This window comes from Phreatobacter sp., from assembly GCF_051860605.1.
GTDB lineage: Bacteria > Pseudomonadota > Alphaproteobacteria > Rhizobiales > Phreatobacteraceae > Phreatobacter.
This window is the reverse complement of the sequence record NZ_JBHYDR010000001.1, coordinates 374,311-397,975: the sequence shown is the minus strand read 5'-3', so window position 1 is coordinate 397,975 and position 23,665 is coordinate 374,311. Positions and strand designations below refer to the sequence as shown.

At 69.9% G+C, this 23,665-nt stretch carries 18 protein-coding genes and 1 pseudogene; 14 read left to right on the top strand and 5 right to left on the bottom strand.

The window, feature by feature from the left end:
• Positions 1 to 122 precede the first annotated feature (122 nt).
• Together ACTIFS_RS01825 and ACTIFS_RS01820 are read left to right on the top strand one after the other, a co-directional pair.
• Entirely contained in the window at positions 123 to 2,468 is a 2,346-nt protein-coding gene (locus tag ACTIFS_RS01825) for a penicillin acylase family protein (protein ID WP_439572320.1), read from the top strand.
• A 108-nt stretch (positions 2,469 to 2,576) separates the two neighbouring features.
• On the top strand, positions 2,577 to 2,792 hold the full coding sequence (locus ACTIFS_RS01820) for a hypothetical protein (protein WP_439572319.1): 216 nt from the start codon (positions 2,577 to 2,579) through the stop codon (positions 2,790 to 2,792).
• Between the two features lie 14 nt (positions 2,793 to 2,806).
• On the opposite strand, the gene ACTIFS_RS01815 is transcribed toward ACTIFS_RS01820, so the two are convergent.
• Entirely contained in the window at positions 2,807 to 3,271 is a 465-nt protein-coding gene (locus tag ACTIFS_RS01815; RefSeq protein ID WP_439572318.1) for an Lrp/AsnC ligand binding domain-containing protein, read from the bottom strand.
• Between the two features lie 135 nt (positions 3,272 to 3,406).
• Between ACTIFS_RS01815 and putA the strand changes: the two genes are divergently transcribed.
• From putA to ACTIFS_RS01800, 3 genes are all read left to right on the top strand, one after another.
• On the top strand, positions 3,407 to 6,499 hold the full coding sequence (putA, locus tag ACTIFS_RS01810; RefSeq protein ID WP_439572317.1) for a bifunctional proline dehydrogenase/L-glutamate gamma-semialdehyde dehydrogenase PutA: 3,093 nt from the start codon (positions 3,407 to 3,409) through the stop codon (positions 6,497 to 6,499).
• An 81-nt stretch (positions 6,500 to 6,580) separates the two neighbouring features.
• On the top strand, positions 6,581 to 6,988 hold the full coding sequence (locus tag ACTIFS_RS01805) for a putative toxin-antitoxin system toxin component, PIN family (RefSeq protein ID WP_439572316.1): 408 nt from the start codon (positions 6,581 to 6,583) through the stop codon (positions 6,986 to 6,988).
• Positions 6,985 to 7,230, top strand: a complete 246-nt coding sequence (locus tag ACTIFS_RS01800) for a toxin-antitoxin system HicB family antitoxin (protein ID WP_439572315.1) — start codon at positions 6,985 to 6,987, stop codon at positions 7,228 to 7,230. Before ACTIFS_RS01805 ends, ACTIFS_RS01800 begins: the two co-directional genes overlap by 4 nt.
• Before the next feature lie 11 nt (positions 7,231 to 7,241).
• Here ACTIFS_RS01800 and ACTIFS_RS01795 read toward each other — a convergent pair whose 3' ends face one another.
• Positions 7,242 to 8,240 carry a 2-hydroxyacid dehydrogenase gene (locus tag ACTIFS_RS01795; RefSeq protein ID WP_439572314.1) on the bottom strand — a complete coding sequence of 333 codons (999 nt, stop codon included), beginning with the start codon at positions 8,238 to 8,240 and terminating at the stop codon, positions 7,242 to 7,244.
• Between the two features lie 197 nt (positions 8,241 to 8,437).
• Between ACTIFS_RS01795 and ACTIFS_RS01790 the strand changes: the two genes are divergently transcribed.
• Positions 8,438 to 8,962 (top strand): SH3 domain-containing protein, encoded by a 525-nt coding sequence (locus ACTIFS_RS01790; RefSeq protein WP_439572313.1) that lies wholly within the window; start codon positions 8,438 to 8,440, stop codon positions 8,960 to 8,962.
• A 123-nt stretch (positions 8,963 to 9,085) separates the two neighbouring features.
• Positions 9,086 to 9,589: pseudogene (gene uraD, locus ACTIFS_RS01785) on the top strand (2-oxo-4-hydroxy-4-carboxy-5-ureidoimidazoline decarboxylase); the annotation flags it as partial.
• A gap of 118 nt (positions 9,590 to 9,707) precedes the next feature.
• On the opposite strand, the gene ACTIFS_RS01780 reads toward uraD, so the two are convergent.
• The gene (locus tag ACTIFS_RS01780; protein ID WP_439572312.1) at positions 9,708 to 11,069 is read right to left on the bottom strand and encodes a formimidoylglutamate deiminase; all 1,362 of its coding nucleotides are present in this window, start codon (positions 11,067 to 11,069) and stop codon (positions 9,708 to 9,710) included.
• Positions 11,070 to 11,139: 70 nt separating this feature from the next.
• Between ACTIFS_RS01780 and hutI the strand changes: the two genes are divergently transcribed.
• From hutI to uvrC, 5 genes are all read left to right on the top strand, one after another.
• Positions 11,140 to 12,345 (top strand): imidazolonepropionase, encoded by a 1,206-nt coding sequence (gene hutI / locus ACTIFS_RS01775; protein ID WP_439572311.1) that lies wholly within the window; start codon positions 11,140 to 11,142, stop codon positions 12,343 to 12,345.
• Positions 12,345 to 13,880, top strand: coding sequence for a histidine ammonia-lyase (gene hutH, locus ACTIFS_RS01770; protein ID WP_439572310.1), 1,536 nt, complete (start codon positions 12,345 to 12,347; stop codon positions 13,878 to 13,880). Before hutI ends, hutH begins: the two co-directional genes overlap by 1 nt.
• Positions 13,881 to 14,126: 246 nt before the next feature.
• Positions 14,127 to 14,927: an N-formylglutamate deformylase gene (gene hutG / locus ACTIFS_RS01765; protein ID WP_439572309.1), complete on the top strand. Its 801-nt coding sequence runs from the start codon at positions 14,127 to 14,129 to the stop codon at positions 14,925 to 14,927.
• Positions 14,928 to 14,930: 3 nt separating this feature from the next.
• Positions 14,931 to 16,604: a urocanate hydratase gene (gene hutU, locus ACTIFS_RS01760; RefSeq protein ID WP_439572308.1), complete on the top strand. Its 1,674-nt coding sequence runs from the start codon at positions 14,931 to 14,933 to the stop codon at positions 16,602 to 16,604.
• Positions 16,605 to 16,665: 61 nt separating this feature from the next.
• On the top strand, positions 16,666 to 18,651 hold the full coding sequence (uvrC, locus tag ACTIFS_RS01755) for an excinuclease ABC subunit UvrC (RefSeq protein ID WP_439572307.1): 1,986 nt from the start codon (positions 16,666 to 16,668) through the stop codon (positions 18,649 to 18,651).
• Positions 18,652 to 18,657: 6 nt separating this feature from the next.
• Here the strand turns inward: uvrC and ggt are convergent, their stop codons facing one another.
• A complete protein-coding gene (ggt, locus tag ACTIFS_RS01750; protein WP_439572496.1) occupies positions 18,658 to 20,439 on the bottom strand; it encodes a gamma-glutamyltransferase in 1,782 nt (593 codons plus the stop codon).
• Positions 20,440 to 20,732: 293 nt separating this feature from the next.
• Here ggt and ACTIFS_RS01745 point away from each other — a divergent pair, with 293 nt between their 5' ends.
• Together ACTIFS_RS01745 and ACTIFS_RS01740 are read left to right on the top strand one after the other, a co-directional pair.
• Positions 20,733 to 21,296, top strand: coding sequence for a carboxymuconolactone decarboxylase family protein (locus ACTIFS_RS01745; RefSeq protein ID WP_439572306.1), 564 nt, complete (start codon positions 20,733 to 20,735; stop codon positions 21,294 to 21,296).
• 100 nt (positions 21,297 to 21,396) lie between these two features.
• A complete protein-coding gene (locus tag ACTIFS_RS01740) occupies positions 21,397 to 22,806 on the top strand; it encodes an MFS transporter (protein ID WP_439572305.1) in 1,410 nt (469 codons plus the stop codon).
• 27 nt (positions 22,807 to 22,833) lie between these two features.
• Here ACTIFS_RS01740 and ACTIFS_RS01735 read toward each other — a convergent pair whose 3' ends face one another.
• Positions 22,834 to 23,613, bottom strand: a complete 780-nt coding sequence (locus ACTIFS_RS01735; RefSeq protein ID WP_439572304.1) for an SDR family oxidoreductase — start codon at positions 23,611 to 23,613, stop codon at positions 22,834 to 22,836.
• Positions 23,614 to 23,665 lie beyond the last annotated feature (52 nt).

Below are 23,665 nucleotides of genomic sequence, written 5' to 3'. Positions count from 1 at the left end.
GACGCGGCCGGGCGCCGCGTCCGCAGCGCGGTGCAGGTCCCCCATCCGGCCCGGACGGGTGACGGGCCGGGTCCATGGTGGCAGTGTGCCGCCCCCATGCCAGCAGAACGAGGGCCCAACCGATGATCGCGAGCGAAACCCTGACCCTTGCAGGTCTCTCCGCCCCCGGCTCCATCGGCATCGACCGCAACGGCATCGCCCATATCCGCGCGGAGAACGAGCACGACCTGTTCTTCCTGCAGGGCTTTCACGCGGCCCGCGAGCGTCTGTTCCAGATCGATGTCTTCCGCAAGCGCGGCCTCGGCCTGCTCGCCGGCGATTTCGGCCCCGGCTACCTGGAGCAGGACCGCGCCTCGCGCCTGTTCCTCTATCGCGGCGACATGGATGCCGAGTTCGCCGCCTATGGGCCGAATGCGCGGGAGGTGTTCACCGCCTTCGCCGACGGCATCAACGCCTTCGTCGCCATGACCGAGGCCGATCCCTCGCTGCTGTCCTTCGAGTTCGGCCTCGTCGGCACGAAGCCCGCGCGCTGGACGGCCGATGACGTGGTGCGCGTGCGCACGCATTCCCTCTCGCGCAACGCCCTGTCCGAGATCCTGCGCTGCCAGGTTCTGGCCTCGGCCGACCATCGCACCGACACGCTGCGCAAGAAGCTGGAGCCGGAGATCGTCCCGACGGTTCCGGACGGCCTCGACCCGGCCTCCGTGCCGCTGGCCGCGCTGGACCTGATCAAGCTCGCCACCGCCAATGCCAGTTTCAGCGAGGAGCGCCTCACCGCGCCGCTGGAGGACGCCGCGAAATGGCGCAGGACGACGGACTTTCTCGAAGTGGTGCTGGATGCCCAGCATACCGGCTCGAACAACTGGGCCATCCACGGCACGAAGACCGATACCGGCATGCCGATCCTCGGCTCCGATCCGCACCGCCTGCACGGCATGCCCTCGCTGAGGATGGTGGTCCACCTGACCTGCCCCGGCCTCGACGTGGTGGGGGCGGGCGAGCCCTCCGTTCCCGGCGTGATGATCGGCCACAACGGCACGCTGGCCTGGGGGCTGACGATCTTCTACATCGATCAGGAGGACGTCCACGTCTACGACATCCACCCGGACGATCCCGACCTCTACCGCTATGACGGCGGCTGGGAGCGCATGCGCCGGGTCGACGAGGCGGTGCCGGTTCGCGGGCATGCCGACCAGGTCCTGACGCTGAAATTCACCCGCCACGGCCCGGTCGTCTTCGAGGACGCGGCGGCAAGGCGCGCCTATGCCGTCCGGTCGGTCGGCTTCGAGCCGGGCACGGCCCCCTATCTGGTGGCGCTGAAACTGATGCGCGCCCGCAATCTCGCCGAGTTCCGCGCCGCAGCCGTCACCTGGGGCACGCCCTCCTGCAACCTCGTCTATGCCGACAAGGCGGGCGACATCGCCTGGATTCCGTGCGGCATCAATCCGATCCGGCCCAACTGGGACGGCCTGCTGCCGGTGCCGGGTGACGGGCGCTACGAATGGGCGGGCTTCCGCGACCGCAGCCAGGCCCCGATGTCCCACAATCCGCCGCGCGGCTTCGTCTTTTCGGCCAATGAGATGAACGTGCCGGACGGCTGGGACCACAAGGCCTATCCGTTCGGCTTCGAATGGGTCGACCGGGCGCGCGCCACCCGCATCGAGGAGGTCCTGTCCTCGGTCTCCCCGCATACGCTTGCGGTCTCGCGGGCGCTCCAGACCGACGTCGTCTCGGTGCCTGCCCGCCGGCTCTGCGCCCTGCTGTCGCGCCTGTCATCGGACGATCCTGAAACGGCCGAGGCGCTGGCCCTGCTGGGCTCCTGGGACCATGCCCTGACCCGCGAGACAGCCGCCGGCGCCCTGTTCGAACTGTGGTGGTCCCGGCACCTGAAGAAGGCGCTGTGGGATGCCGTTGTCCCTGCCCGCCTGCACGGTCTCATCGTTCCGGGCGATGTCGACGGCACGATCGATGCGCTGGAGGCGCCCGACGACCGCTTCGGTCCCGATCCGGTGGCGGCGCGCGACGGGCTGCTGATCACCTCGCTGACGGCGGCCTTCGGCGAGGCGAAGCGCCTGCTCGGCCCGCAGACCGGCGACTGGTCGTGGGGCCGGCTGCATCACGGCATGTTCGAGCATCCGCTCGCCTTCCGCCTGTCGCCCGAGCTTGCCCGGGCCTATTCCGTCGGCCCGCTGCCGCATGCGGGCTCCAGCGTCACCCCCATGCACACCGGCTACCGGCCGACCGACTTCCGCACGATGATGGGCTCGTCCTTCCGCCTGGTCTGCGATCTGGCCGACCTCGACCGCTCGGTCGTGGTCAACACGCCCGGCCAGTCCGGCCGACCGGACTCGCCGCATTATCGCGACCTGTTCGGCGCCTGGATCGCCGGCGACTACGTGCCGCTGCCCTATTCGAAGGACGCGGTCGATGCGGCCCTGGAGAGCCGGACCGCGCTCCTGCCGGGGTGACGTCCGCGCATTTCCTGCGCCGCAACAGAACGGCAGGCACCACGGCGCTCGCCTGAAACCCGGGCCCGTCAGCATTCCGCCATGGATATGCAGACGCCGGGAGATGGCATGACCGATCGCGACGCCCTGGCCGGCCTCAGGCAGGCCCTGGCCGCCATCGAGGTCATGATGCGCAGCGGCCGGTTCGATACCCGCCGGCTGGCGGACCTTGCGCGCGATGCACGCCGGCACAGCGAGTCCCTTGCTCGCGCCATCGACAGGCGTGCCGGCGACAGCCCGGTTCCGGTTCGCGAGTCCGTGCTGGAGCAGCACCCGGTGCCCTGACCGGGACCGCCGGCTCACACCGGCAGGCTGCCTCCGGTCTTCACCTCTTCCATCACCGCATAGGTGCGGGTCTCGCGCACGCCGGGCAGCGACAGCAGGACCTCGCCGAGGAAGATGCGGTAGGCCGCCATGTCGGCGACCCGCGTCTTGATCAGATAGTCGAAGCCGCCGGCCACCAGATGGCATTCCAGCACATCGGGCGCGGTCGCCACGGCGCGAGCGAAGCGGTCGAACACGTCCGGCGTGGTCTTGTCGAGCGTCACCTCGACAAAGGCGAGGAAGCTGCGGCCGAGCTTCTGCGGGTCGAGCCTTGCGCCATAGCCTGCGATGATGCCGTCGCGGGTCAGGCGCTTGACCCGCTCGGCGGTCGCGGTCGGCGACAGGCCGACCCGGTCGGCAAGCTCGACATTGGCGATGCGCCCGTCCGACTGGAGGATACGCAGGAGGCGGCGGTCGAGACTGTCGAGGAGGACGGACATCGATCCGTGTTAATCGCTATGGATTGCTCTGTCGATAGTGATTTCATTGGCTAGGTTGGCAATTCTGCCTATCGAGCCACTGCGTCTTTGCGGATAGGCTAGCGGCTGTCGCTTCTCCCGCTCCCGAGGCCCGTCGTGCCCGAACTGTCCCCCTTCCATGCCCCCTATGCCGAGGCCGACGAAGCCATTGCCGCACGGCTTCTGGCTCATGCCCGGCCCGCACCGGAGGCCGAGGCGCGCATCGACGCCCGGGCCCGCCAGCTGATCGGCGCCATCCGCGCCGCCACGGGCGGCCTCGGCGGCATCGAGGACTTCCTGCGCGAATATTCGCTGACCACCCGCGAGGGGCTCGCCCTCATGGTCCTCGCCGAGGCGCTGCTGCGGGTGCCGGATTCGACCACGGCCGATGCGCTGATCGAGGACAAGCTCTCCGGCACCGACTGGGCCCATCGCGCCACGAAGTCCGAGGCCTGGCTGGTCTCGGCCTCCGCCTGGGCGCTCGGCATCACCGCCCGCGTGATCCATCCCGGCGAGACGCCCGAGGGCATTCTGGAGACGCTCGGCAAGCGGCTCGGCCTGCCGACCGTGCGCGCCGCGACACGCCAGGCCATGCGTCTGCTCGGCTCGCATTTCGTGCTGGGCCAGACCATTTCGGAGGCGCTGGGCAAGGCCGGCGCCGCCCGCCGCTTCCGCTATTCCTACGACATGCTCGGGGAGGGCGCCCGCACGGCCGACGACGCGGCGCGCTATCTTGAATCCTATCGCGATGCCATCGAGGCCATCGGCCGTTCGGCCGGCAACGAGGCCCTGCCCGACCGGCCGGGCATCTCGGTGAAGCTCTCCGCGCTCCATCCGCGCTACGAAGCGGTGAACCGCGAGCGCGTCATGCGGGAGCTGGTGCCAAGGCTCGTCGGCCTCGCCCGCGCGGCCAGGGCCCATGATCTCAACCTGACCGTCGATGCCGAGGAGGCCGACCGGCTCGAGCTCTCGCTCGATGTCATCGCCGCCGCCCTCGCCGATCCCTCGCTGGCGGGCTGGGACGGGTTCGGCCTCGCCGTCCAGGCCTATCAGAAGCGCGCGCTCGCCGTGATCGACTGGCTCGACGCGACGGCCGCCCGGCTCGACCGCCGGCTCATGGTGCGGCTGGTGAAGGGCGCCTACTGGGACACCGAGGTGAAGCGGGCGCAGGAGCGCGGCCTTGCCGACTATCCTGTCTTCACGCGCAAGCCGATGACCGACCTGAACTACATGGCCTGCGCCCGGCGGCTGCTGGCGGCGCGCCCCCGGCTCTACCCGCAATTTGCCACCCACAATGCGCTGACCATCGCCGCGATCCTGGAAGAGGCGGGCGGTCCGGGAGGCTTCGAGTTCCAGCGCCTGCATGGCATGGGCGAGGTGCTCTACGACCGCCTGCTGGCCGATCTGCCGGCTGCGGCCTGCCGCACCTATGCGCCGGTCGGCGGGCATCGCGACCTGCTCGCCTATCTGGTCCGGCGCCTGCTCGAGAACGGCGCCAATTCCTCCTTCGTCTCAGCCTCCGCCGACCCGGCCGTGCCGGTGGAGACCCTCTTGAAGCGACCGAAGGACTGGATCGGCACGCCCGACGATGCACGGCCGCGCCGCCTGCCGCTGCCGGCCGCCCTCTATGGCGCGGATCGGGTCAATTCGGCGGGTGTCGAGTTCGGCGACCGGGCGGCGCTTGCCGCCTTCCGCGCGGAAATCGCCGGCGGCGGCGCCAGCGCCCCGGACAGGGCCGCGCCGCTGGTTGCCGGCAAGGTGCTGCGTGGCGCCATCCGCACAGTGGCAAGCCCGGTCGACGGGTCGGCCGTCGGCGCGGTGGAGGAGGCCGATGCCGCGACCATCGAGGCCGCCTTTGCCGCTGCCGCCACCGGCTTCCGCGCCTGGAGCCGCACGCCCGTCGAGATGCGGGCCGCAGCCCTCGACCGCCTCGGCGACCTGATGGAGGCCGGGCGCGGCATGCTCTGCCACCTGCTGGCCCGCGAGGCCGGCAAGACGCTGGACGACGCCGTGGCCGAGATCCGCGAGGCCGTCGACTTCTGCCGCTACTATGCCGCAGAGGCCCGCAGGACCTTCGGCGAGGGCCGCCTGATGCCCGGCCCGACCGGCGAGGAGAACCGGCTCACCCTGCGGGCGCGCGGAACCATCGTCTGCATCAGCCCGTGGAACTTCCCGCTCGCGATCTTCCTCGGCCAGGTGGCCGCATCGCTCGCCGCAGGCAATGCGGTCATTGCCAAGCCGGCCGAGCAGACCCCGCTGATCGCCGCGGCCGCCGTGGCGCTCGCCCACCGCGCCGGCATTCCGCCGGACGCCCTCGCGCTTCTGCCCGGAGACGGGCGGGTCGGCGCGGCGCTGGTGGCCGATCCGCGCGTGGCGGGCGTCGCCTTCACCGGTTCCACGGAGGTGGCCTGGCGGATCAACCGGGCGCTGGCGGCCAAGGACGGCCCGATCGTGCCGCTGATCGCCGAAACGGGCGGCATCAACGCGATGATCGTCGATGCCACGGCCCTGCCCGAGCAGGTGAGCGACGATGTCGTCACCTCCGCCTTCCGGTCCGCCGGCCAGCGCTGCTCGGCCCTGCGCCTGCTCTGCCTCCAGGAGGATGTCGCCGACCGCATGCTGGCGATGATCCGGGGCGCCGCCGCCGAACTGACGATCGGCGACCCGGCCGATCCGGCCACCCATGTCGGCCCGGTCATCGATGCGGAGGCGAAGGCAAGGCTGGACGCCGTGGTGGAGAGCGCCCGCGCGAGCGGCCGCCTCGTCTGGCAGGCGGACCTTCCGGCCGATGCGCCGGCCGGCCTGTTCGTGCCCCCCGCCATCATCCGGCTCGACCGACCCGGTGACCTCGGCGAGGAGGTCTTCGGCCCGGTCCTGCACGTCGTGACCTGGAAGGCCGGCGCCCTGCCGAAGTTGCTCGACGCCATCGCCGCCAATGGCACCGGGCTGACCCTCGGCATCCATTCGCGCATCGAGACCGTGGTCGAGCAGGTGGTCGACCGCCTCGCCAACGGCAATGTCTATGTGAACCGCAACATGATCGGGGCGGTGGTCGGCACCCAGCCTTTCGGCGGCTCCGGCCTCTCCGGCACCGGCCCGAAAGCCGGCGGGCCGCACTACCTGCCCCGTTTCGCGCTCGAACAGGTGGTCACCGTCAACACCGCGGCGGCCGGCGGCAATGCCAGCCTGCTGACGGGTGGGGAGGAGTAGGTCAGGATCCGTCGCGCACCGAGATTGCCTGCTGTATGCATGCTCCCAGGAACATGATAGCCTGGCGCTATTGTGCGCGTTGTGCTCGATACCAATGTCCTTGTCGCAGCCCGCAGGAGCAGGCTGGGCGCCTCGAACGCCTTGTTGCGGCTGGTGGGCGAATCCAGAATCACGGCCCTGGCCAGCGTGCCGCTGTTTCTGGAGTATGAAGCCGTTCTGACACGGCCGAGCCAGCTTGAGGCGACCGGCCTCGACGCACAGCAGGTCCGCGGGTTTCTCGACCACCTCGCCAGCCTCGTCGAACCGGTGAAGCTGCACTATCTCTGGCGTCCGCAGCTTTCGGACATCGCGGACGAGATGGTGTTGGAGACGGCAATCAACGGTGGCGCCGGGGCCATCGTGACGTTCAATGTCCGGGACTTTGGCGCAGCCGGCCGGTTTGGTCTCGAAGTGCTGCAACCAGCCGAGGTAATGAGGAGACTGGCATGACCAAGGCCAATTATTCGCTGCGCCTTCAGCCTTCGCTGAAATCAGCCGCCGAGCGCGTTGCGGCCGCCGATGGTACGAGCCTTAATCAGTTCATCAATATCGCAGTTGCCGAGAAGCTCTCCGCACTGGAGACGGCCGACTTCTTCCGCAAGCGCGCCGCTGCCGCGCGCCGCGAGGATTTCGTTGCCTATCTTGACGGTGCCGGCGACGAGCCGCCGGCCGAAGGGGATCGCATGGACTGAGGCGCCGCCGTTCACAGCATGGACGGCAGCACGCGGTCCGGCGGCTTGTGGCCGTCCATGAAGGCCTTGATGTTGACGATCACCTTGTCGCCCATGTCGACGCGGCTCTCGATGGTGGCCGAGCCCATATGCGGCAGCAGCACCACCTTGCCCTTCTTGGCCAGCTTGATGAGCCGCGGGTTCACCGCCGGCTCGTGCTCGAACACGTCGAGCCCGGCACCGGCGAGGTCGCCCGCCTCGATCATCCGGGTCAGCGCCACCTCGTCGATGATCTCGCCGCGCGCCGTGTTGACGATATAGGCGTCCTTCTTCATCAGCTTCAGCCGCCGGGCCGAGAGCAGGTGATAGGTCGCCGGCGTGTGCGGGCAGTTCACCGAGACGATGTCCATGCGGGCGAGCATCTGGTCGAGGCTCTCCCAATAGGTCGCTTCCAGCCCCTGCTCAAGCTTCTCCGGCAGGCGGCGGCGGTTGTGGTAGTGGATCTGCATGCCGAAGGCGGCGGCGCGGCGGGCCAGCGCCTGGCCGATCCGGCCCATGCCGATGATGCCGAGGCGCTTGCCGTGGATGCGCTTGCCGAGCATCCAGGTCGGCGACCAGCCGAGCCATTCGCCATGCTCCAGCACCTCCAGCCCCTCGGCGAGGCGCCGCGGCACGGCGAGGACCAGCGCCATGGTCATGTCGGCCGTATCCTCGGTGAGCACACCGGGCGTATTGGTCACGGTGATGCCGCGCTGGATGGCCGATGCCACGTCGATATTGTCGACGCCATTGCCGAAACTGGCGATCAGGCGCAGCTGCGGGCCGGCCTGGGACAGCACGGCCGCGTCAATCCGGTCGGTGACGGTCGGCACCACCACGTCGGCGGTCCTGACCGCCTCGACCAGTTCGGCCTGGCTCAGCGGCCGGTCCTCGATGTTCAGGCGGGTGTCGAACAGCTCGCACATCCGCGTTTCCACCGAATCCGGCAGCTTGCGCGTCACGACGACCAGCGGCTTCTTGCGGTTGGGCATGCCCGGAACCCTTGGTCCTTCCCCTCGCCGGCGTGCTGTTTGGCGGCAGCCGTCAAGCCTGTCTTAACCGTGCCGGGCGACACTGGCCCCCGGTGCGACCTCTCTATCAGATGGGCCGCGCCAGACAAAGCCGTCGGCCCTGTCCGGTCCCCTGTCTTTCGGAAGGCCTCGGCGCGTATTCTGTGTGCGGGTGGCGTATGCGTTGGAATGCCCTGACGGCGATTGTCGCCGCAATGATGCTGGCCGGCCCGGTGCCGGCTGCGGCCGGCGAGACGACCGGCTCCATCGGGTCGCAGACCCGGCTGCCGGTCCCCCGTTTCGTCAGCCTGAAATCCGAGCGGATCAACGCCCGGATGGGTCCGACCCGCGACCATCAGGTGATCTGGATCTACCAGCGCTCCGGCCTGCCGGTGGAGGTCACCGCCGAGTTCGAGAACTGGCGCCGCATCCGCGACCACGAAGGCACCGAGACCTGGGTGTTCCACTCGATGCTGTCGGGCCGGCGCACCGGCATGGTCCAGCCGCGCGGCAGCTCGTCCGATCTCGTCCCGCTGATGAACCGCGCCGGCGGCGATCGCGTCGTGGCGCGGCTCGAACCGCGGGTGCAGGGCATCGTTCGCACCTGCAACGGCCGCTGGTGCCGCTTCACCGGAGAGGGGTTCGACGGCTGGATCGAGCAGGACCGTCTCTGGGGCGTCTATCCCAACGAGCGCATGGACTGACGGGATGGGACGGGACTGACCGGACGGGCTGACGGACATGCGATCACGGGCTAGCCTTGCGCGATCATCCCGGACCGCCCCATGACCAATGACGTCAAGGCCGACAACTTCACGGCCGATCACCTCCTCCCCTCCCGGCTCGACCGGGCCGCCTTCCTCGCCCGCTTCGGCGGAATCTGGGAACATTCGCCCTGGATCGCCGAAGGGGCCTTCGACACCGGCCTGACGGCGGCCGAGGACAGCGCCGAAGGGCTCCATGCCGCCATGACCGCGGTGATGCGCGCGGCGGAAGACGCGGCCAAGCTTGCCCTCATCCGCGCCCATCCCGATCTTGCCGGCAGGCTGGCCGCCGCTGGCCGCCTCACGGCCGAATCGACCGGCGAACAGGCTTCCGCCGGCCTGGACCGGCTCACCGATGCGGAGCGGGAAGCCTTCACCGCGCTGAACGCGGCCTATGTCGCCCGCTTCGGCTTTCCGTTCATCCTGGCCGTGAAGGGCCGCAGCAAGGACGATATCCGCACCGCCTTCGAACAGCGGATCGGCCATGATCCCGGGACCGAGTTCGCCGAGGCCCTGGCCCAGATCGAGCGCATCGCCCTGCTGCGCCTGAAGGATCTGCTGCCCTGAAACCATCCCGCCGCCGGGGACCCTCCGGCCTGCGGGCGCAGCTTTCGAACATAGCCGAAAACCTATCAGACAGCGTGACGATGGTCAAGGACCATTTGCGGATTATACGATATAAATCCTAACTCGCCAAAATGCGCTGCAGCACCTTGCGGGCCCGCGCCTCGATCGACGACCGGCCGATATGGCGGCCCCCATCGACGACCCTGCGCCCGGACACATGGACCTCGCGGATGGCCCCGGTCGAGGGCCCGAAGATCCAGGAATCGACCAGCGCATCGCCCTTGCGGCCGGCAAAGGCGATGTGATCGGTGTCCAGCACCACGAGATCGGCCGGGGCACCGACCCGGATGCCGGCCGGTCCGAGGCCGAGCGCCTGGGCTCCGCCGGCAAGGCTGGTCTCGAGAAGCGCGCGGCCGGTGGAGCCGCCGCGATCGGCCAGGGCGGTCCGGTGCCGGGTGGCGAGCCGCTGGGAATATTCCAGCATGGCCAGTTCGCCGGTGGCCGAGATGGCGACGTTGGAATCCGTTCCGACCCCGAATCGACCCCCCGAACGGCGGAAGTCGACGCCCGCGAACAGGCCATCGCCCAGATTGGCCTCGGTGACCGGACAGAGCCCGGCAACCACGCCGGCCGAGACCATCGCGGCACGCTCTCCTTCATCGGCATGGGTGGCGTGGATCAGGCACCAGCGCGGATCGAGCGCCACCGTGTCGGCGAGGAATGCCACCGGCCGGCGGCCATGGGCGGCCAGGCAATCCTCCACTTCCCTGACCTGCTCGGCGACGTGGATATGGACCGGCCCCTGCGGATAGGAAGCTGTCAGGGCCTGAAGCTGATCGACCGTCACTGCCCTCAGCGAATGCGGCGCAATGCCGAAGCCGGCGCGCGGCGAGGCCGCTGCCGCTGCCTGCGCGCCCTCGGCGATCCGGCCGAACAGGTCGAGATCGCAGATGAAGCGCCGCTGGCCCTCGCCCGGCGGTAGGCCGCCGAAACCGGCATGGGCGTAGAATACCGGCAGGATGGTGATGCCAAGGCCGGTGTCGCCGGCCGCCGCGATGCAGCGGCGGGCAAGCTCGGCCGGGTCGGCATAGGGCCGGCCATCCCGGTCGTGATGGAGGTAGTGGAACTCGCCGACGCTGGTGAAACCCGCTTCCAGCATCTCGACATAGGCGAGCGCGGCAAGCGCCTCGACATCCTCCGGCTCCAGCGCCAGGGCGAACCGGTACATCCAGTCGCGCCAGGTCCAGAACGAATCGTCGCTCCGGCCGGCGACCTCCGTCAGTCCCGCCATGCCGCGCTGGAAGGCGTGGGAGTGAAGGTTCGGCAGGCCCGGCAGCACGGCGCCGCGCAGGCGGGCGGCGCCGGCAGGCGCGGGCCCAGCGTCGATGGCGGCGATGAGGCCAGGCGCATCGACCGTCAGCGTCAGGTCCGTCCGCCAGCCCTCGGGCGTCAGGGCCGCGTCCAGATGAAGCTTGTCCATCGCCGTCTCCGTGCTACGGTCCCCGGCCTAGCATTGTTGGGCGGGGATTTCGACGTGCCGCGAGGCAAGCATGCGCGTTGACCGGCTGTTTCGAGACGCGCGGCTCGCGACCATGGCGGGAACCGGACCGGATGGCGGCCTGGGCCTGATCGACGACGGCGTGATCGCCACCGAAGGCGGGCGCATCGTCTATGTCGGGCCGCGCGCCGATGCCCCCCGCCTCGATCCGGCGGAAACGGTGCGCTGCGAGGGTCGCTGGATCACCCCCGGCCTGATCGACTGCCACACCCATCTGGTCTTTGCCGGCAATCGCGCCCACGAGTTCGAGCTGCGGCTGAAGGGCGCCAGCTACGAGGAAATCGCCCGGGCCGGCGGCGGCATCGTCTCCACCGTGAAGGCGACCCGCGCCGCCAGGCCGCGCGACCTCACTGACCAGACCCTGCCGCGGCTGGACGCGCTGATCGCCGAGGGCGTCACGACGGTCGAGATCAAGTCCGGCTACGGCCTCGACCTCGAAACCGAGGAAAAGCAGCTCAGGGTGGCGCGCGGCCTGGCCGACCATCGCGACATCGGCATCGTCACCACCTTTCTCGGCGCCCATGCCCTTCCCCCCGAGGCGAACGGCGACAGCAGCGCCTATCTCGATCTCGTCTGCCACAAGATGATCCCTGCTATCGCCCGCCACGGACTTGCCGATGCGGTGGATGCCTTCTGCGAGGGCATTGCCTTTTCGCCGGAGGAGACGGCACGGGTCTTCGCGGCGGCCCGGACCCATGGGCTGCCGGTGAAGCTTCACGCCGACCAGCTTTCCAACCTGCACGGGGCGAAACTCGCCGCCGACCACGGGGCGCTCTCCGCCGACCATCTGGAACATACCGACGAGGAGGGCGCCGCAGCCCTGGCCGGGGCCGGCACCGTGGCGGTGCTGCTGCCCGGCGCCTTCTACTTCATCCGCGAGACGAAGCTGCCGCCGGTCGAGGCCTTCCGCCGCCATGGCACGGCCATGGCGCTGGCCACCGACTGCAATCCCGGATCCTCGCCGCTCACCTCGCCGCTGCTGGCGATGAACATGGGCGCGACGCTGTTCCGCATGACCGTCGCCGAATGCCTTCTCGGCTTCACCGCCCATGCGGCGAAGGCGCTCGGCCGCGCCGATATCGGCGCGCTGGAACCCGGCCGGCGGGCGGACCTCTGCCTCTGGTCGGTGGAGCGGCTGGCCGAACTGGTCTACCGGATCGGCTTCAACCCGCTCTCTGCCCGCTATCGAGGCGCCTGATGTCCGATCTCATCCGCGCCGGTGCCAATCCGCTCGGACTCTGGCGCCGCATTGCCGCAGGCGCCACGCCCGGCCTCGATCCCGGCACCCGGGGAGCCGTCGCCGAGGGCCATGCCCTGCTGATGGCGAAGGCACGCGGCAACGATGCGGTCTATGGGGTCAATACCGGCTTCGGCAAGCTCGCCTCGGTGCGGATCGCGACCGAGAAACTGGCCCAGCTCCAGGTCAACATCGTCCGATCCCATCAGGCCGGCATCGGCGCGCCGCTGGAAGAGCCGGTCGTCAGGCTGGTTCTGGCGCTGAAGGTGGCAAGCCTCGCCCACGGCGCCTCCGGCGTGCAGCCGGCGACGGTGGACCTTCTCGCCGCCATGCTGGAGCGGGGCGTCCTGCCGGTCATCCCGGCGCAGGGCTCGGTCGGCGCCTCCGGCGACCTCGCGCCGCTGGCGCATATGGCCGCCGTGCTGATCGGCGAGGGCGAGGCCATGTTCGGCGGCGAGCGGATGGCCGGCGGCGCGGCCCTGGCAAGGGCCGGACTGGCCCCGGTGGTGCTCGGCCCCAAGGAGGGGCTGGCCCTGCTCAACGGCACGCAGGTCTCCACCGCGCTGGCGCTTCACGGCCTGTTCCTGATCGAGAACGCCTTTGCAGCGGCGCTGGTCACCGGGGCGCTCTCGACCGATGCCATTGCCGGTTCTGACACGCCCTTCGACGCGCGCATCCACGCGCTGCGCGGCCAGCCGGGACAGATCACCGTCGCCGCCGTGCTGCGCGCCCTGATGGAGGGCAGCGAGATCCGCCGCTCGCATCTCGCCGACGATCCGCGCGTGCAGGACCCCTATTCGATCCGCTGCCAGCCGCAGGTGATGGGCGCCGCGCTCGACGTCATCCGCTCGGCGCAGACCATGCTGATGCACGAGGCCAATGGCGTCACCGACAATCCCCTCGTCATGGCCGACAATGGCGACGTGCTGTCGGGCGGCAATTTCCACGCCGAGCCCGTGGCATTCGCCGCCGACATGCTGGCGCTCGCGGCCTGCGAGGTCGGCAATCTCGCCCAGCGCCGCTGCGCCATGCTGGTCGATCCGGTGCTCTCGGGCCTGCCGGCCTTCCTGGTGCGCGAGCCGGGCCTCAACTCCGGCTTCATGATCGCGGAGGTGGCGAGCGCCGCCCTCGCCTCCGAGAACCGTCAGAAGGCGGCGCCCGCCGTCACTGACACGATCCCGACCTCCGCCAACCAGGAAGACCATGTCTCCATGGCCACCCACGGCGCCCGCCGGCTGGGACCGATGGCCGAGAATCTCTGCCGCATCATCGGCATCGAGGCGCTGATGGCCGCGCAGGGCATCGACATGCGCAACCCCCTGAGGACCAGCCCGCTGCTGGAAAAGGCACACGCCTCCATCCGCCGCATCGCACCGGTTCTCGACACGGACCGGCCGCTCTCTGCCGAGATGGAGCGCGCCGCGACGCTTGTCGCCTCCGGCGGCCTGACGACGCCCTTCGGCCATGTCGTCGAGCGCCTGTTCGGGGAGGCGTGAGGATGATTTTCAGCGTGCCTCCCGTTTCGGAATCAGCTGCCGGAACCCCCGCTTCCCCTCTCCCCGGCGGGGAGAGGTCGGCCGCAGGCCGGGTGAGGGAGTTTCGCGTCATCCTGGCCGGCCGTCTACCCCTCTCCCGCCTTGCTGCGCTCGTCGACCTCTCCCCGCCGGGGAGAGGTGAAGCGGCGCATCCGTCACCGCCTCGTCTGTTCGATGGCTCCGTCTCATGCCCCGCGTGACTGTCCCATGACCCCCGTCACCGTCATCCCGGGCGATGGCCCCCTCGTCCTCGGCCAGCCGCATGTCGGCACCATGATCCCACCCGAGGTCTCGGTGGCGCTGAACGATCGCGGCCGCGCGGTGCCCGACACCGACTGGTGGATCGACCGGCTCTATGCCGGCATCGCTGAACGCACCGGCGCGACGGTCGTGCGCCAGACGCTCTCCCGCTTCGTCATCGACGTGAACCGCGACCCCTCGGGCGTCTCGCTCTATCCCGGCCAGAACACCACCACGCTCTGCCCGACCACCACCTTCGACGCCGAGCCGATCTACCGCGACGGCTGCGAGCCGGATGCCGCCGAGATCGACCGGCGCCGGCGCCTCTATTTCGCGCCGTTCCACGTCGCCCTGGCCGGCGCCATCGAGGCCGCCCGCATCCGCCATGGCTATTGCGTCCTCTACGACTGCCACTCGATCCGGTCCGTGGTGCCGAACCTGTTTCCCGGCACGCTGCCGGTGTTCAGCATCGGCACCAATGGCGGCACCTCCTGCGCCCCCGCCATCCGCGCGGCCGCCATCGACGCGGCCGAGGCCTCCGGCATGAGCTTCGTCGCCGACGGCCGGTTCAAGGGCGGCTGGATCACCCGCCACTACGGTGCGCCGGAGCGCGACGTCCACGCCATCCAGATGGAACTGGCGCAGTCGGCCTATATGCAGGAGGCGCCGCCCTGGACCTACGAGGCGCCGGTCGCGGCCCGCACCGAGGCCGTGCTCGACCGCATCATCTCTGCCATCCTCGAAGCCGCAAGCAAGCTGGAGGCCTGAACCATGGCGACCCGTCTCGACAATTCCCGGCTGATCCGCGCCCCCCACGGCATGGAGATGTCGGCCAGGACCTGGGGCGCGGAGGCAGCGCTCCGCATGCTGATGAACAATCTCGACCCCGATGTTGCCGAGCGGCCGAACGAACTTGTCGTCTATGGCGGCATCGGCCGTGCCGCGCGCGACTGGGAAAGCTTCGACCGGATCGTCGCCTCGCTGCGCTCGCTCGATGTCGACGAGACGCTGCTCGTCCAGTCGGGCAAGCCGGTCGGCATCTTCCGCACCCATGCCGACGCGCCGCGCGTGCTGATCGCCAATTCCAATCTCGTTCCGGGCTGGGCGAACTGGGACCACTTCCATCATCTCGATAAGCTCGGGCTGATGATGTACGGGCAGATGACCGCCGGCTCGTGGATCTATATCGGCAGCCAGGGCATCGTTCAGGGCACCTACGAGACCTTCGCCGAGGTCGCCCGCCAGCATTTCGGCGGCTCGCTGAAGGGCAGGTGGATCCTCACCGGCGGCCTTGGCGGCATGGGCGGCGCCCAGCCGCTCGCCGCCACAATGGCGGGGGCCTCGATGATCGCGGTCGAATGCCAGCCGAGCCGGATCGAAATGCGGCTGCGCACGCGCTATCTCGACGCCGAGGCGAAGACCATCGACGAGGCGCTGGAGATCGTCGACCGCTCCCACAAGGCCGGCAAGCCCATCTCGGTCGGCCTCCTCGGCAACGCCGCCGAGGTCTTTCCCGACATGGTGGCGCGCGGCATCCGCCCGGACGTGGTCACCGACCAGACCTCGGCCCATGATCCCATCAACGGCTACCTGCCAGCCGGCTGGACGCTGGCCCAGTGGGAGGAGGCGCGCGAGCGCAATCCGAAGTCCGTCGAGGTGGCGGCCAAGCAGTCCATGGCCACCCATGTGAAGGCCATGCTCGACTTCCATCGCATGGGCGTGCCGACCCTCGACTATGGCAACAACATCCGCCAGATGGCCAAGGACATGGGCGTGGCGGATGCCTTCGACTTTCCCGGTTTCGTGCCGGCCTATATCCGCCCGCTGTTCTGCCGCGGCATCGGCCCGTTCCGCTGGGCCTCGCTGACCGGCAATCCGGACGACATCGCAAGGACCGATGCCAAGGTGAAGGAGCTGATCCCCGACGATCCGCACCTGCACACCTGGCTCGACATGGCGAAGGAGCGCATCCAGTTCCAGGGCCTGCCGGCGCGCATCTGCTGGGTCGGTCTCGGCGACCGCCACCGGCTCGGCCTCGCCTTCAACGAGATGGTGGCGAAGGGCGAGATCGGTCCCGTCGTGATCGGCCGCGACCACCTCGATTCCGGTTCGGTCGCTTCCCCCAACCGCGAGACCGAAGCGATGAAGGACGGCTCGGACGCCGTCTCCGACTGGCCGCTGCTGAACGCCCTGCTCAACACCGCCTCCGGGGCCACCTGGGTGTCGCTGCACCATGGCGGCGGCGTCGGCATGGGTTATTCGCAGCATTCCGGCGTCGTCATCGTCGCCGACGGCACGACGGAAGCCGCCGCCCGCCTCTACCGCGTGCTGTGGAATGATCCGGGCACCGGCGTCATGCGCCATGCCGATGCCGGCTACGACATCGCCATCGACTGCGCCCGCGAGAAGGGGCTGAAGCTGCCGGCACTGGGCATCGGCATCTAGCGGCGGGCCACTGACAGCATCGGGCACGCGGCGGCGCGAATCGTGGACTATATAGGCCCCGATGACCCGCCCCGGCCGCACCGACCTCGACCCGGACCTGACCGACCTCGAAGCCCCCGACCCGGACGAGGCCGAGGAGGCCGTGCTCGACCTCGCACAGGCGTCTGACGAGGCCGAGCCGGCGGCCGGTTCCATCGCCGCCGGCATCGCGGTCATAAAGGCGGCGGTGAAGCACGCGCCGAAAGGCCCCGGCGTCTATCGCATGATCGATGCGAAGGGCGAGGTGCTCTATGTCGGCAAGGCCAAGTCGATCGCGAAGCGCGTGATCGCCTATGCCCGGCCGACCGGCCTCGTCAGCCGCATCGCCCGCATGGTGGCGGCCACCCACGCCATGGAATTCGTCTCGACCCGCACCGAGACCGAGGCGCTGCTGCTCGAGGCCAATCTCATCAAGCAGCTGCGGCCCCGCTTCAACGTGCTGCTGCGCGACGACAAGTCGTTCCCCTATATCCTGATCACCGCCGACCACGCCGCCCCGCGCATCGCCAAGCATCGCGGTGCGCGCAATGTTCCCGGCGACTATTTCGGCCCCTTCGCCTCGGCGCAGGCGGTGGGGCGCACGATCAACGCGCTGGAACGCGCCTTCCTCGTGCGCTCCTGTTCCGACGCGGTGTTCGAGAGCCGCACGCGGCCCTGCCTGCTGTTCCAGATCAAGCGCTGCGCCGGTCCCTGCACGCAGGAGATCGCTCCGGGCGACTACGCAACGCTCGTGAAGGAGGCCAAGGCCTTCCTGTCCGGCCGCAGCCAGGCGGTGAAGCAGTTGCTCGCCGGCCAGATGCAGGAGGCCGCCGAGGCCATGGAATTCGAGCGGGCGGCGGTCTATCGAGACCGCCTCGCGGCTCTCTCCGCCGTCCAGTCGACGCAGGGCATCAACCCGCGCGGGGTCGAGGAGGCCGACGTCTTCGCCGCCGTGCAGGAGGGCGGCCTGACCTGCGTGCAGGTGTTCTTCTTCCGCACCGGCCAGAACTGGGGCAACCGCGCCTATTACCCGAAGGCCGACCGCTCGCTGGAACCGGCCGAGGTGCTCGCCTCCTTCGTCGCCCAGTTCTACGACGACAAGCCGCCGCCCTCGCTGGTGTTGCTCTCGCACCAGGTCGAGGACCAGGACCTGCTCGCCGAGGCGCTCGGCTCGCGCGCCGGCCGCAGGGTGGAGGTCACCACCCCGAAGCGCGGCGAGAAGGCCGACCTCGTCGACCACGCCCTGCAGAATGCCCGCGAGGCGCTGGGCAGGCGTCTCGCCGAAAGCGCCTCGCAGATGAAGCTGCTCGACGGGCTCGCCGCCGCCTTCGGCCTCGACACCACGCCGAAGCGTATCGAGGTCTATGACAATTCCCACATCATGGGCACCAACGCCGTCGGCGGCATGATCGTGGCGGGTCCGGAGGGCTTCCGCCGCAAGGACTACCGCACCTTCAACATCAGGTCGGATATCGCCCCGGGCGACGATTTCGGCATGATGCGCGAGGTGCTGGAGCGCCGGTTCCGGCGGCTGCTCAGGGAAGGCAAGGATGGCGCCGGGGACGCGGAGGACGCGTCCTGGCCGGACCTCGTCATCATCGACGGCGGGCCGGGCCAGCTCGCCGCCGCACAGGCGATCCTCACCGATCTCGGCATCGACGACGTGCCGCTGGTCGGCATCGCCAAGGGCCGCGATCGCGAGGCCGGCCGCGAGACTTTCCACATGGCCGGCCGCGAACCGTTCCGCCTCGAGCCTCGCGATCCGGTGCTCTATTTCGTCCAGCGCCTGCGCGACGAGGCCCATCGCTTCGCCATCGGCACCCATCGCGGCCGGCGCAAGAAGGACATCCGCTCGGCTGGCCTTGCCGAGATCGGCGGCATCGGCCCGACGCGCAAGCGCGCCCTGCTCAACCATTTCGGCACGCTGAAGGCCATCGAGCGCGCCAGCCTCGACGACCTGCAGAAGGCGCCCGGCATCAATGCCACCACGGCGAAGGCCGTCTATGACTTCTTCCACCCCCAGGGGTGACGGCCGTCAATGTCCGGCCGCGAGCGTCCCGCGCTGGCGTGTGTCGGCAGCGCCCGCCCAGCCGCCCGGCACGGCGACGATGGCGTTGACATTGCCGAAGGTGCCGCGCGGCACGGTGCGGTGGCCGCGCGCAGCCAGCAGCGCCAGCGTGTCGACCGACAGGCCGCCTTCCACGTCGATCGCGTCCGGCAGCCACTGGTGATGGACGCGCGGGGCGAGAACCGCCTCGGCGACGTTCAGGCCGTGGTCGACGACGTTGAGAATGGTCTGCAGCGTGATGGTGATGATGCGGCTGCCGCCGGGAGAGCCGGTCACCATGGCCACCTTGCCGTCCCGGAACAGGATGGTCGGCGTCATGGACGAGAGCGGCCGCTTGCCGGGGCCAGGCAGGTTGGCGGCACCCTGCACCAGCCCGAAGGCATTGGCCGCACCCGCCCTGGCGGCAAAGTCGTCCATCTCGTTGTTGAGGAGCACGCCCGTGCCCTCCGCCACCAGCCCGAGGCCGTAGGAAAAGTTCAGCGTATAGGTGTTGGCGACCGCATTGCCGTCGCGGTCGACGACCGAGAAATGGGTGGTCTGCTCGCCCTCGTGCGGGGCCGGGTCGCCGGCACGGATGTCGGTGGAAGGTCGCGCGCGGGCCGGGTCGATGGCCGTCCGCAGCCCGTCGGCATAGGCGCGCGAGGTCAGTCCGCGCACGGGAATGCGCACGCTGTCGGGATCGCCGAGGAACTGCGACCGGTCGGCATAGGCGAGCTTCATGGCCTCGACCATCAGGTGGATGGCCTCGGCGCTGTTGTGCCCGCGCCGGCCGAGCTCGAACGGCTCGAGCAGGTTGAGAAGCTGCACGAGATGGACCCCACCCGAGGAGGGCGGCGGCATGGACGCGATCTCGTAGCCGCGATAGCGCCCGCGCACGACGTCGCGGATGACCGGGCGATAGGCGGCGAGATCGGCCGCCGTCATGATGCCGCCATGGGCTGCGAGCGCCGCGGCGATGCGGCTGGCGGTGCCGCCCTCGTAGAAGCCGGCCGGACCCTGCTGGGCGATGGCCTCCAGCGTGCGGGCGAGATCCTCCTGCACCAGCCGGTCGCCGGGGCGGAGCGCGGTGCCGTCGGGGCGCAGGAAGATCCGCGCGGTGGACGGAAAGCGGGCCAGCCTCGGCGCGATCAGCGGCAACGAATCAGCAAGGTCCTCCTCGACCGGGATGCCCTCGCGGGCAAGCCGGATGGCGGGCGCGATGAGTTCGGCGAGCGACAGCTTGCCCGAGCCATAGCGCCGGTGCGCCTCGGCGAGCCCGGCGACCGTACCCGGCACGCCGGCCCCGAGCCCTGAATCACGCGACAGCCTGGGGTCCGGCTCGCCATCGGGACCGAGGAACATGGTGGGCGTCGCCGCCGCCGGCGCGGTCTCGCGATAGTCGATGGCGACCGTCTCGTTGCGGGCGGCCAGATGGACCAGCATGAAACCGCCACCGCCGAGGTTGCCGGCGCGCGGCAGGGTCACAGCCTGCGCGAAGCCGACCGCCACCGCCGCGTCCACCGCATTGCCGCCGCGCCTCAGCACCTCCACGCCGATGCGGGTGGCGCGCGCCTCCTGGCTCGCCACCATGCCGTTCGGGGCGAGAACCGGATGGATGCGCGCCGCCCCGGCGACGATCGGCCAGGCCGGCTGCGCCGCGGGCGCCTGCTGAGGCTGTGCGGCAGACGGCAGGGTCCCGACCACCAGTGCGACGAGCGCGGCCCGGAGCCGGCGCCATCCGTGCAGCAGGGTCGGAGCCGCCTTGCGCATCCCGGCCTGTCGCCTCGCGGCCTCGCCCGTGCAGGTCTTCTCCATGCCTTTTTTCTCCATGCCGCTCTTTTCCATGCCCGCCCTCCGATCCTGCAGCACCGGCCCGCGCCCGGGGGCCTTGGCAAAGCCGCCCGGTGCGGCATGATGACACCGGAGGCCCCGCAAGTGGCCACCCGATTGATTCGATCCAACCGTCATCAGCCTTCCAACGGAAGTCACGACCGCGGCAACCCGGTCCCGACAGGGTCCCGCGCCCCCCCGATCGTCCTCCCGCATCGCAGACCGGAACTCCCATGGCCGCTCCCGACCGCCTGCCGCCGCTCGACCCGGCGACCTACACCCCCGAACAGGAGGCTGCGGCCGCCGATTTCCGCTCCCGCCGCAAGGCCGAGCCCTTCGGGCCCTATGGCCCGCTGCTGCGCTCGCCGGCCCTGATGCTGGAGGTCGAGGCCGTCGGCCGGCGGTTGCGCTACGGCTCCTGCCTGGCGGAGAACCTGAAGGAACTGGCCATCTGCCTGGTCGCCCGCTCGTTCTCGCAGCAGTTCGAATGGTCGGTCCATGCCATGGAGGCCGAGAAGGCGGGGGTCTCCACCGCCATTCTCGCCGCGATTGCCGAAGGCCGTCGGCCGGACGGCATGACTGACGAGGAGACGCTGATCCACGATTCCGTGGCCGAGCTGATCGTCACGAAACGGTGGTCGGACACGACCTATGACCGCATCCTGGCCCGCTACGGCGAGCGCGGCGCGGTCGAGATCCCGGCCCTCGTCGGCATCTACAGCCTGCTGGCCTATGTCCTCAACGTCTCCCGCACGCCCGCGGACGGCGCCGAGGGTCTGGCCCGCTGGCCGGAATGAGCAGGGGTCCCGGCTGAACCATCGGGCCTGCCCTGCCGGGCGGGCCGGCATGGACGGCGGGACCGGATCACTGTCGCACCGAGCCCGCCGGGGTGCCGTCATGACATCGCAGCCGTCCACCGCGCCCGATGCCTCGCCCGATGCCTCGCCAAAGCCCGGCTCCCGCCGGGCCATCACCGGCTGGGTCCTGTTCGACTGGTCGGCCCAGCCCTATTTCACGCTGATCAACACCTTCGTCTATGCGCCGTTCTTCGCCAGCGCCATTGCCACGAACCCGGTGCAGGGCCAGGCCATGTGGGGCTTTGCCTCGGCGGCGGCGGGCGTCGCCATTGCCCTGCTCTCGCCCATCCTCGGCGCCATTGCCGATGCCTCCGGCCGCCGCAAACCGTGGATCGCCGGCTTCGGCCTGATCCTCGTCCTCGGCGCGGCCATGCTCTGGTTCGGCCGGCCCGGCGCGCCGGAGACCATCGCCATCGTTCTGTTCGCCTTCATTCTGGCGACCATCGGGGCCGAGTTCGCCACGGTCTTCAACAATGCCATGATGCCGGGGCTCGTGCCGCCCGAGCGCATCGGCCGCCTGTCCGGCCTCGGCTGGGCCGTTGGCTATATCGGCGGCATGGCCTCGCTGATCCTGATGCTCGGCTTCCTGGTGGCGAGCCCCGATACCGGCAAGACGCTGATCGGCCTCAACCCCCTGTTCGGCCTCGATCCCATGCAGCGCGAGGGCGACCGCGCCGCTGGCCCGCTCACCGCCCTCTGGTTCATCGTCTTCATCATCCCGCTGTTCCTGTTCACGCCCGACGCGCCGGCCAGGATGACCATGCGCGAGGCGACCCGCACCGGCATTTCCAGCATCGCCGCGACGCTGCGCGAGGCGCGCAAGCATCGCAACGTGATGACCTTCCTCATCGCCAACATGATCTACATGGACGGCCTCGTCGCCATGTTCGCGCTCGGCGGCATCTATGCGGCCGGGGTGTTCGGCTGGACCACCATCGAGATCGGCCTGTTCGGCATGCTGCTGACGGTGACCGGCACCATCGGCGCGCTGGTCGGCGGCCGGCTCGACGATTCCATCGGGTCGAAGCCCGTGGTCATCGGCTCCATCGGCTTCCTCAGCCTTGCAACGATCGCCATCCTGCTGATCGGGCCGGGTCATGTCTTCTTCGTCTTCGAGACGGCGAAGCCGGCGCCCGGAGACGGCCTGTTCGCCACCCTGCCCGAGCAGATCTATCTGGTCCTCGGCGGCGTCATGGGGGCGGCGGCAGGCCCCCTGCAGGCCGCCTCGCGCTCGCTGCTGGTGCGCGTCTCGCCGCGCGAACAGATCGGCCAGTTCTTCGGCCTGTTCGCTCTGTCCGGCAAGGTCACGGCCTTCGTCGGCCCGTTCCTGTCGAGCGTGGTGACGCTGGCGCTCAACGACCAGCGTGCCGGCCTCGGCGTGCTGCTGGTCATGTTCGCCGCGGGCGCGATCATTCTGTCGCGTGTGAAGGTGGAGCGGGCGCCGGGCTGAGCCCGGATCGCCGATCCGCGCGCGCCTTCAGAACGTCCCCGGATATTGCCCGCCATCCACCAGGATGCTCTGCCCTGTGATGAAGCCGGCATGGGCCGAGCACAGGAAGGCGATGGTCGCGCCGATCTCGGCCGCCTCGCCATAGCGGCCGGCGGGGTTCTGCGCAGCGCGCTCGGCCCAGATCGCCTCGAACGGCCGGCCGGTCATCTCGCTCAGCTTCTGAACGTGGTGCTTCTGCGCGTCGGTGGCGACGATGCCGGGCAGCACGTTGTTGATGGTCACGCCGCGCGCCACGGTCTGGCGCGACAGGCCCGCGACGAAACCGACCAGACCCGAGCGTGCGCCGTTCGACAGGCCCATCTCCGCCTGCGGGATCTTCACCGAGCGCGAGACGATGTTGACGATGCGGCCGAAGCCGCGCGCCATCATGCCGTCCACACTGGCCTTCATCAGGTCGATGGGCGCCAGCATCATGGCATCCAGCGCGGCGATCCAGTCCGCCCGCGACCAGGAGCGGAAATCGCCGGGCGGCATGCCGTCGGCATTGGTAACGAGGATGTCCGGATCCGGGCAGGCGGCAAGGAGCGCAGCGCGGCCTGCCTCCGTCGTCACGTCGCCCGCAACCGCCGTGACCGGCACGCCGAAACGGGCGCGAAGGTCGGCCGCCGCCGTCTCCAGACGCTCCGGATTGCGCGCGAGAATGGTGAGCGCGACGCCCTCGGCGGCCAGCATCTCCGCCGTCGCCCGGCCCATACCGCGGCTGGCGCCGCAGACGATGGCCGTCTTTCCGTGAAGTCCGAGATCCATGGCTCCGTGATAGCCGCTGGCGGGGCGCCTGTCTTGCCCGCCGGGCGGGTGA

Bases quoted from the DNA above. Each gene is read 5' to 3' on its own strand.
- ACTIFS_RS01825 (WP_439572320.1), top strand. From the start codon at position 123: ATGATCGCGAGCGAAACCCTGACCCTTGCAGGTCTCTCCGCCCCCGGC.
- ACTIFS_RS01820 (WP_439572319.1), top strand. From the start codon at position 2,577: ATGACCGATCGCGACGCCCTGGCCGGCCTCAGGCAGGCCCTGGCCGCC.
- ACTIFS_RS01815 (WP_439572318.1), bottom strand. From the start codon at position 3,271: ATGTCCGTCCTCCTCGACAGTCTCGACCGCCGCCTCCTGCGTATCCTC.
- ACTIFS_RS01800 (WP_439572315.1), top strand. From the start codon at position 6,985: ATGACCAAGGCCAATTATTCGCTGCGCCTTCAGCCTTCGCTGAAATCA.
- ACTIFS_RS01795 (WP_439572314.1), bottom strand. From the start codon at position 8,240: ATGCCCAACCGCAAGAAGCCGCTGGTCGTCGTGACGCGCAAGCTGCCG.
- ACTIFS_RS01790 (WP_439572313.1), top strand. From the start codon at position 8,438: ATGCGTTGGAATGCCCTGACGGCGATTGTCGCCGCAATGATGCTGGCC.
- ACTIFS_RS01780 (WP_439572312.1), bottom strand. From the start codon at position 11,069: ATGGACAAGCTTCATCTGGACGCGGCCCTGACGCCCGAGGGCTGGCGG.
- hutI (WP_439572311.1), top strand. From the start codon at position 11,140: ATGCGCGTTGACCGGCTGTTTCGAGACGCGCGGCTCGCGACCATGGCG.
- hutH (WP_439572310.1), top strand. From the start codon at position 12,345: ATGTCCGATCTCATCCGCGCCGGTGCCAATCCGCTCGGACTCTGGCGC.
- hutG (WP_439572309.1), top strand. From the start codon at position 14,127: ATGACCCCCGTCACCGTCATCCCGGGCGATGGCCCCCTCGTCCTCGGC.
- hutU (WP_439572308.1), top strand. From the start codon at position 14,931: ATGGCGACCCGTCTCGACAATTCCCGGCTGATCCGCGCCCCCCACGGC.
- uvrC (WP_439572307.1), top strand. From the start codon at position 16,666: ATGACCCGCCCCGGCCGCACCGACCTCGACCCGGACCTGACCGACCTC.
- ggt (WP_439572496.1), bottom strand. From the start codon at position 20,439: ATGCGCAAGGCGGCTCCGACCCTGCTGCACGGATGGCGCCGGCTCCGG.
- ACTIFS_RS01745 (WP_439572306.1), top strand. From the start codon at position 20,733: ATGGCCGCTCCCGACCGCCTGCCGCCGCTCGACCCGGCGACCTACACC.
- ACTIFS_RS01740 (WP_439572305.1), top strand. From the start codon at position 21,397: ATGACATCGCAGCCGTCCACCGCGCCCGATGCCTCGCCCGATGCCTCG.
- ACTIFS_RS01735 (WP_439572304.1), bottom strand. From the start codon at position 23,613: ATGGATCTCGGACTTCACGGAAAGACGGCCATCGTCTGCGGCGCCAGC.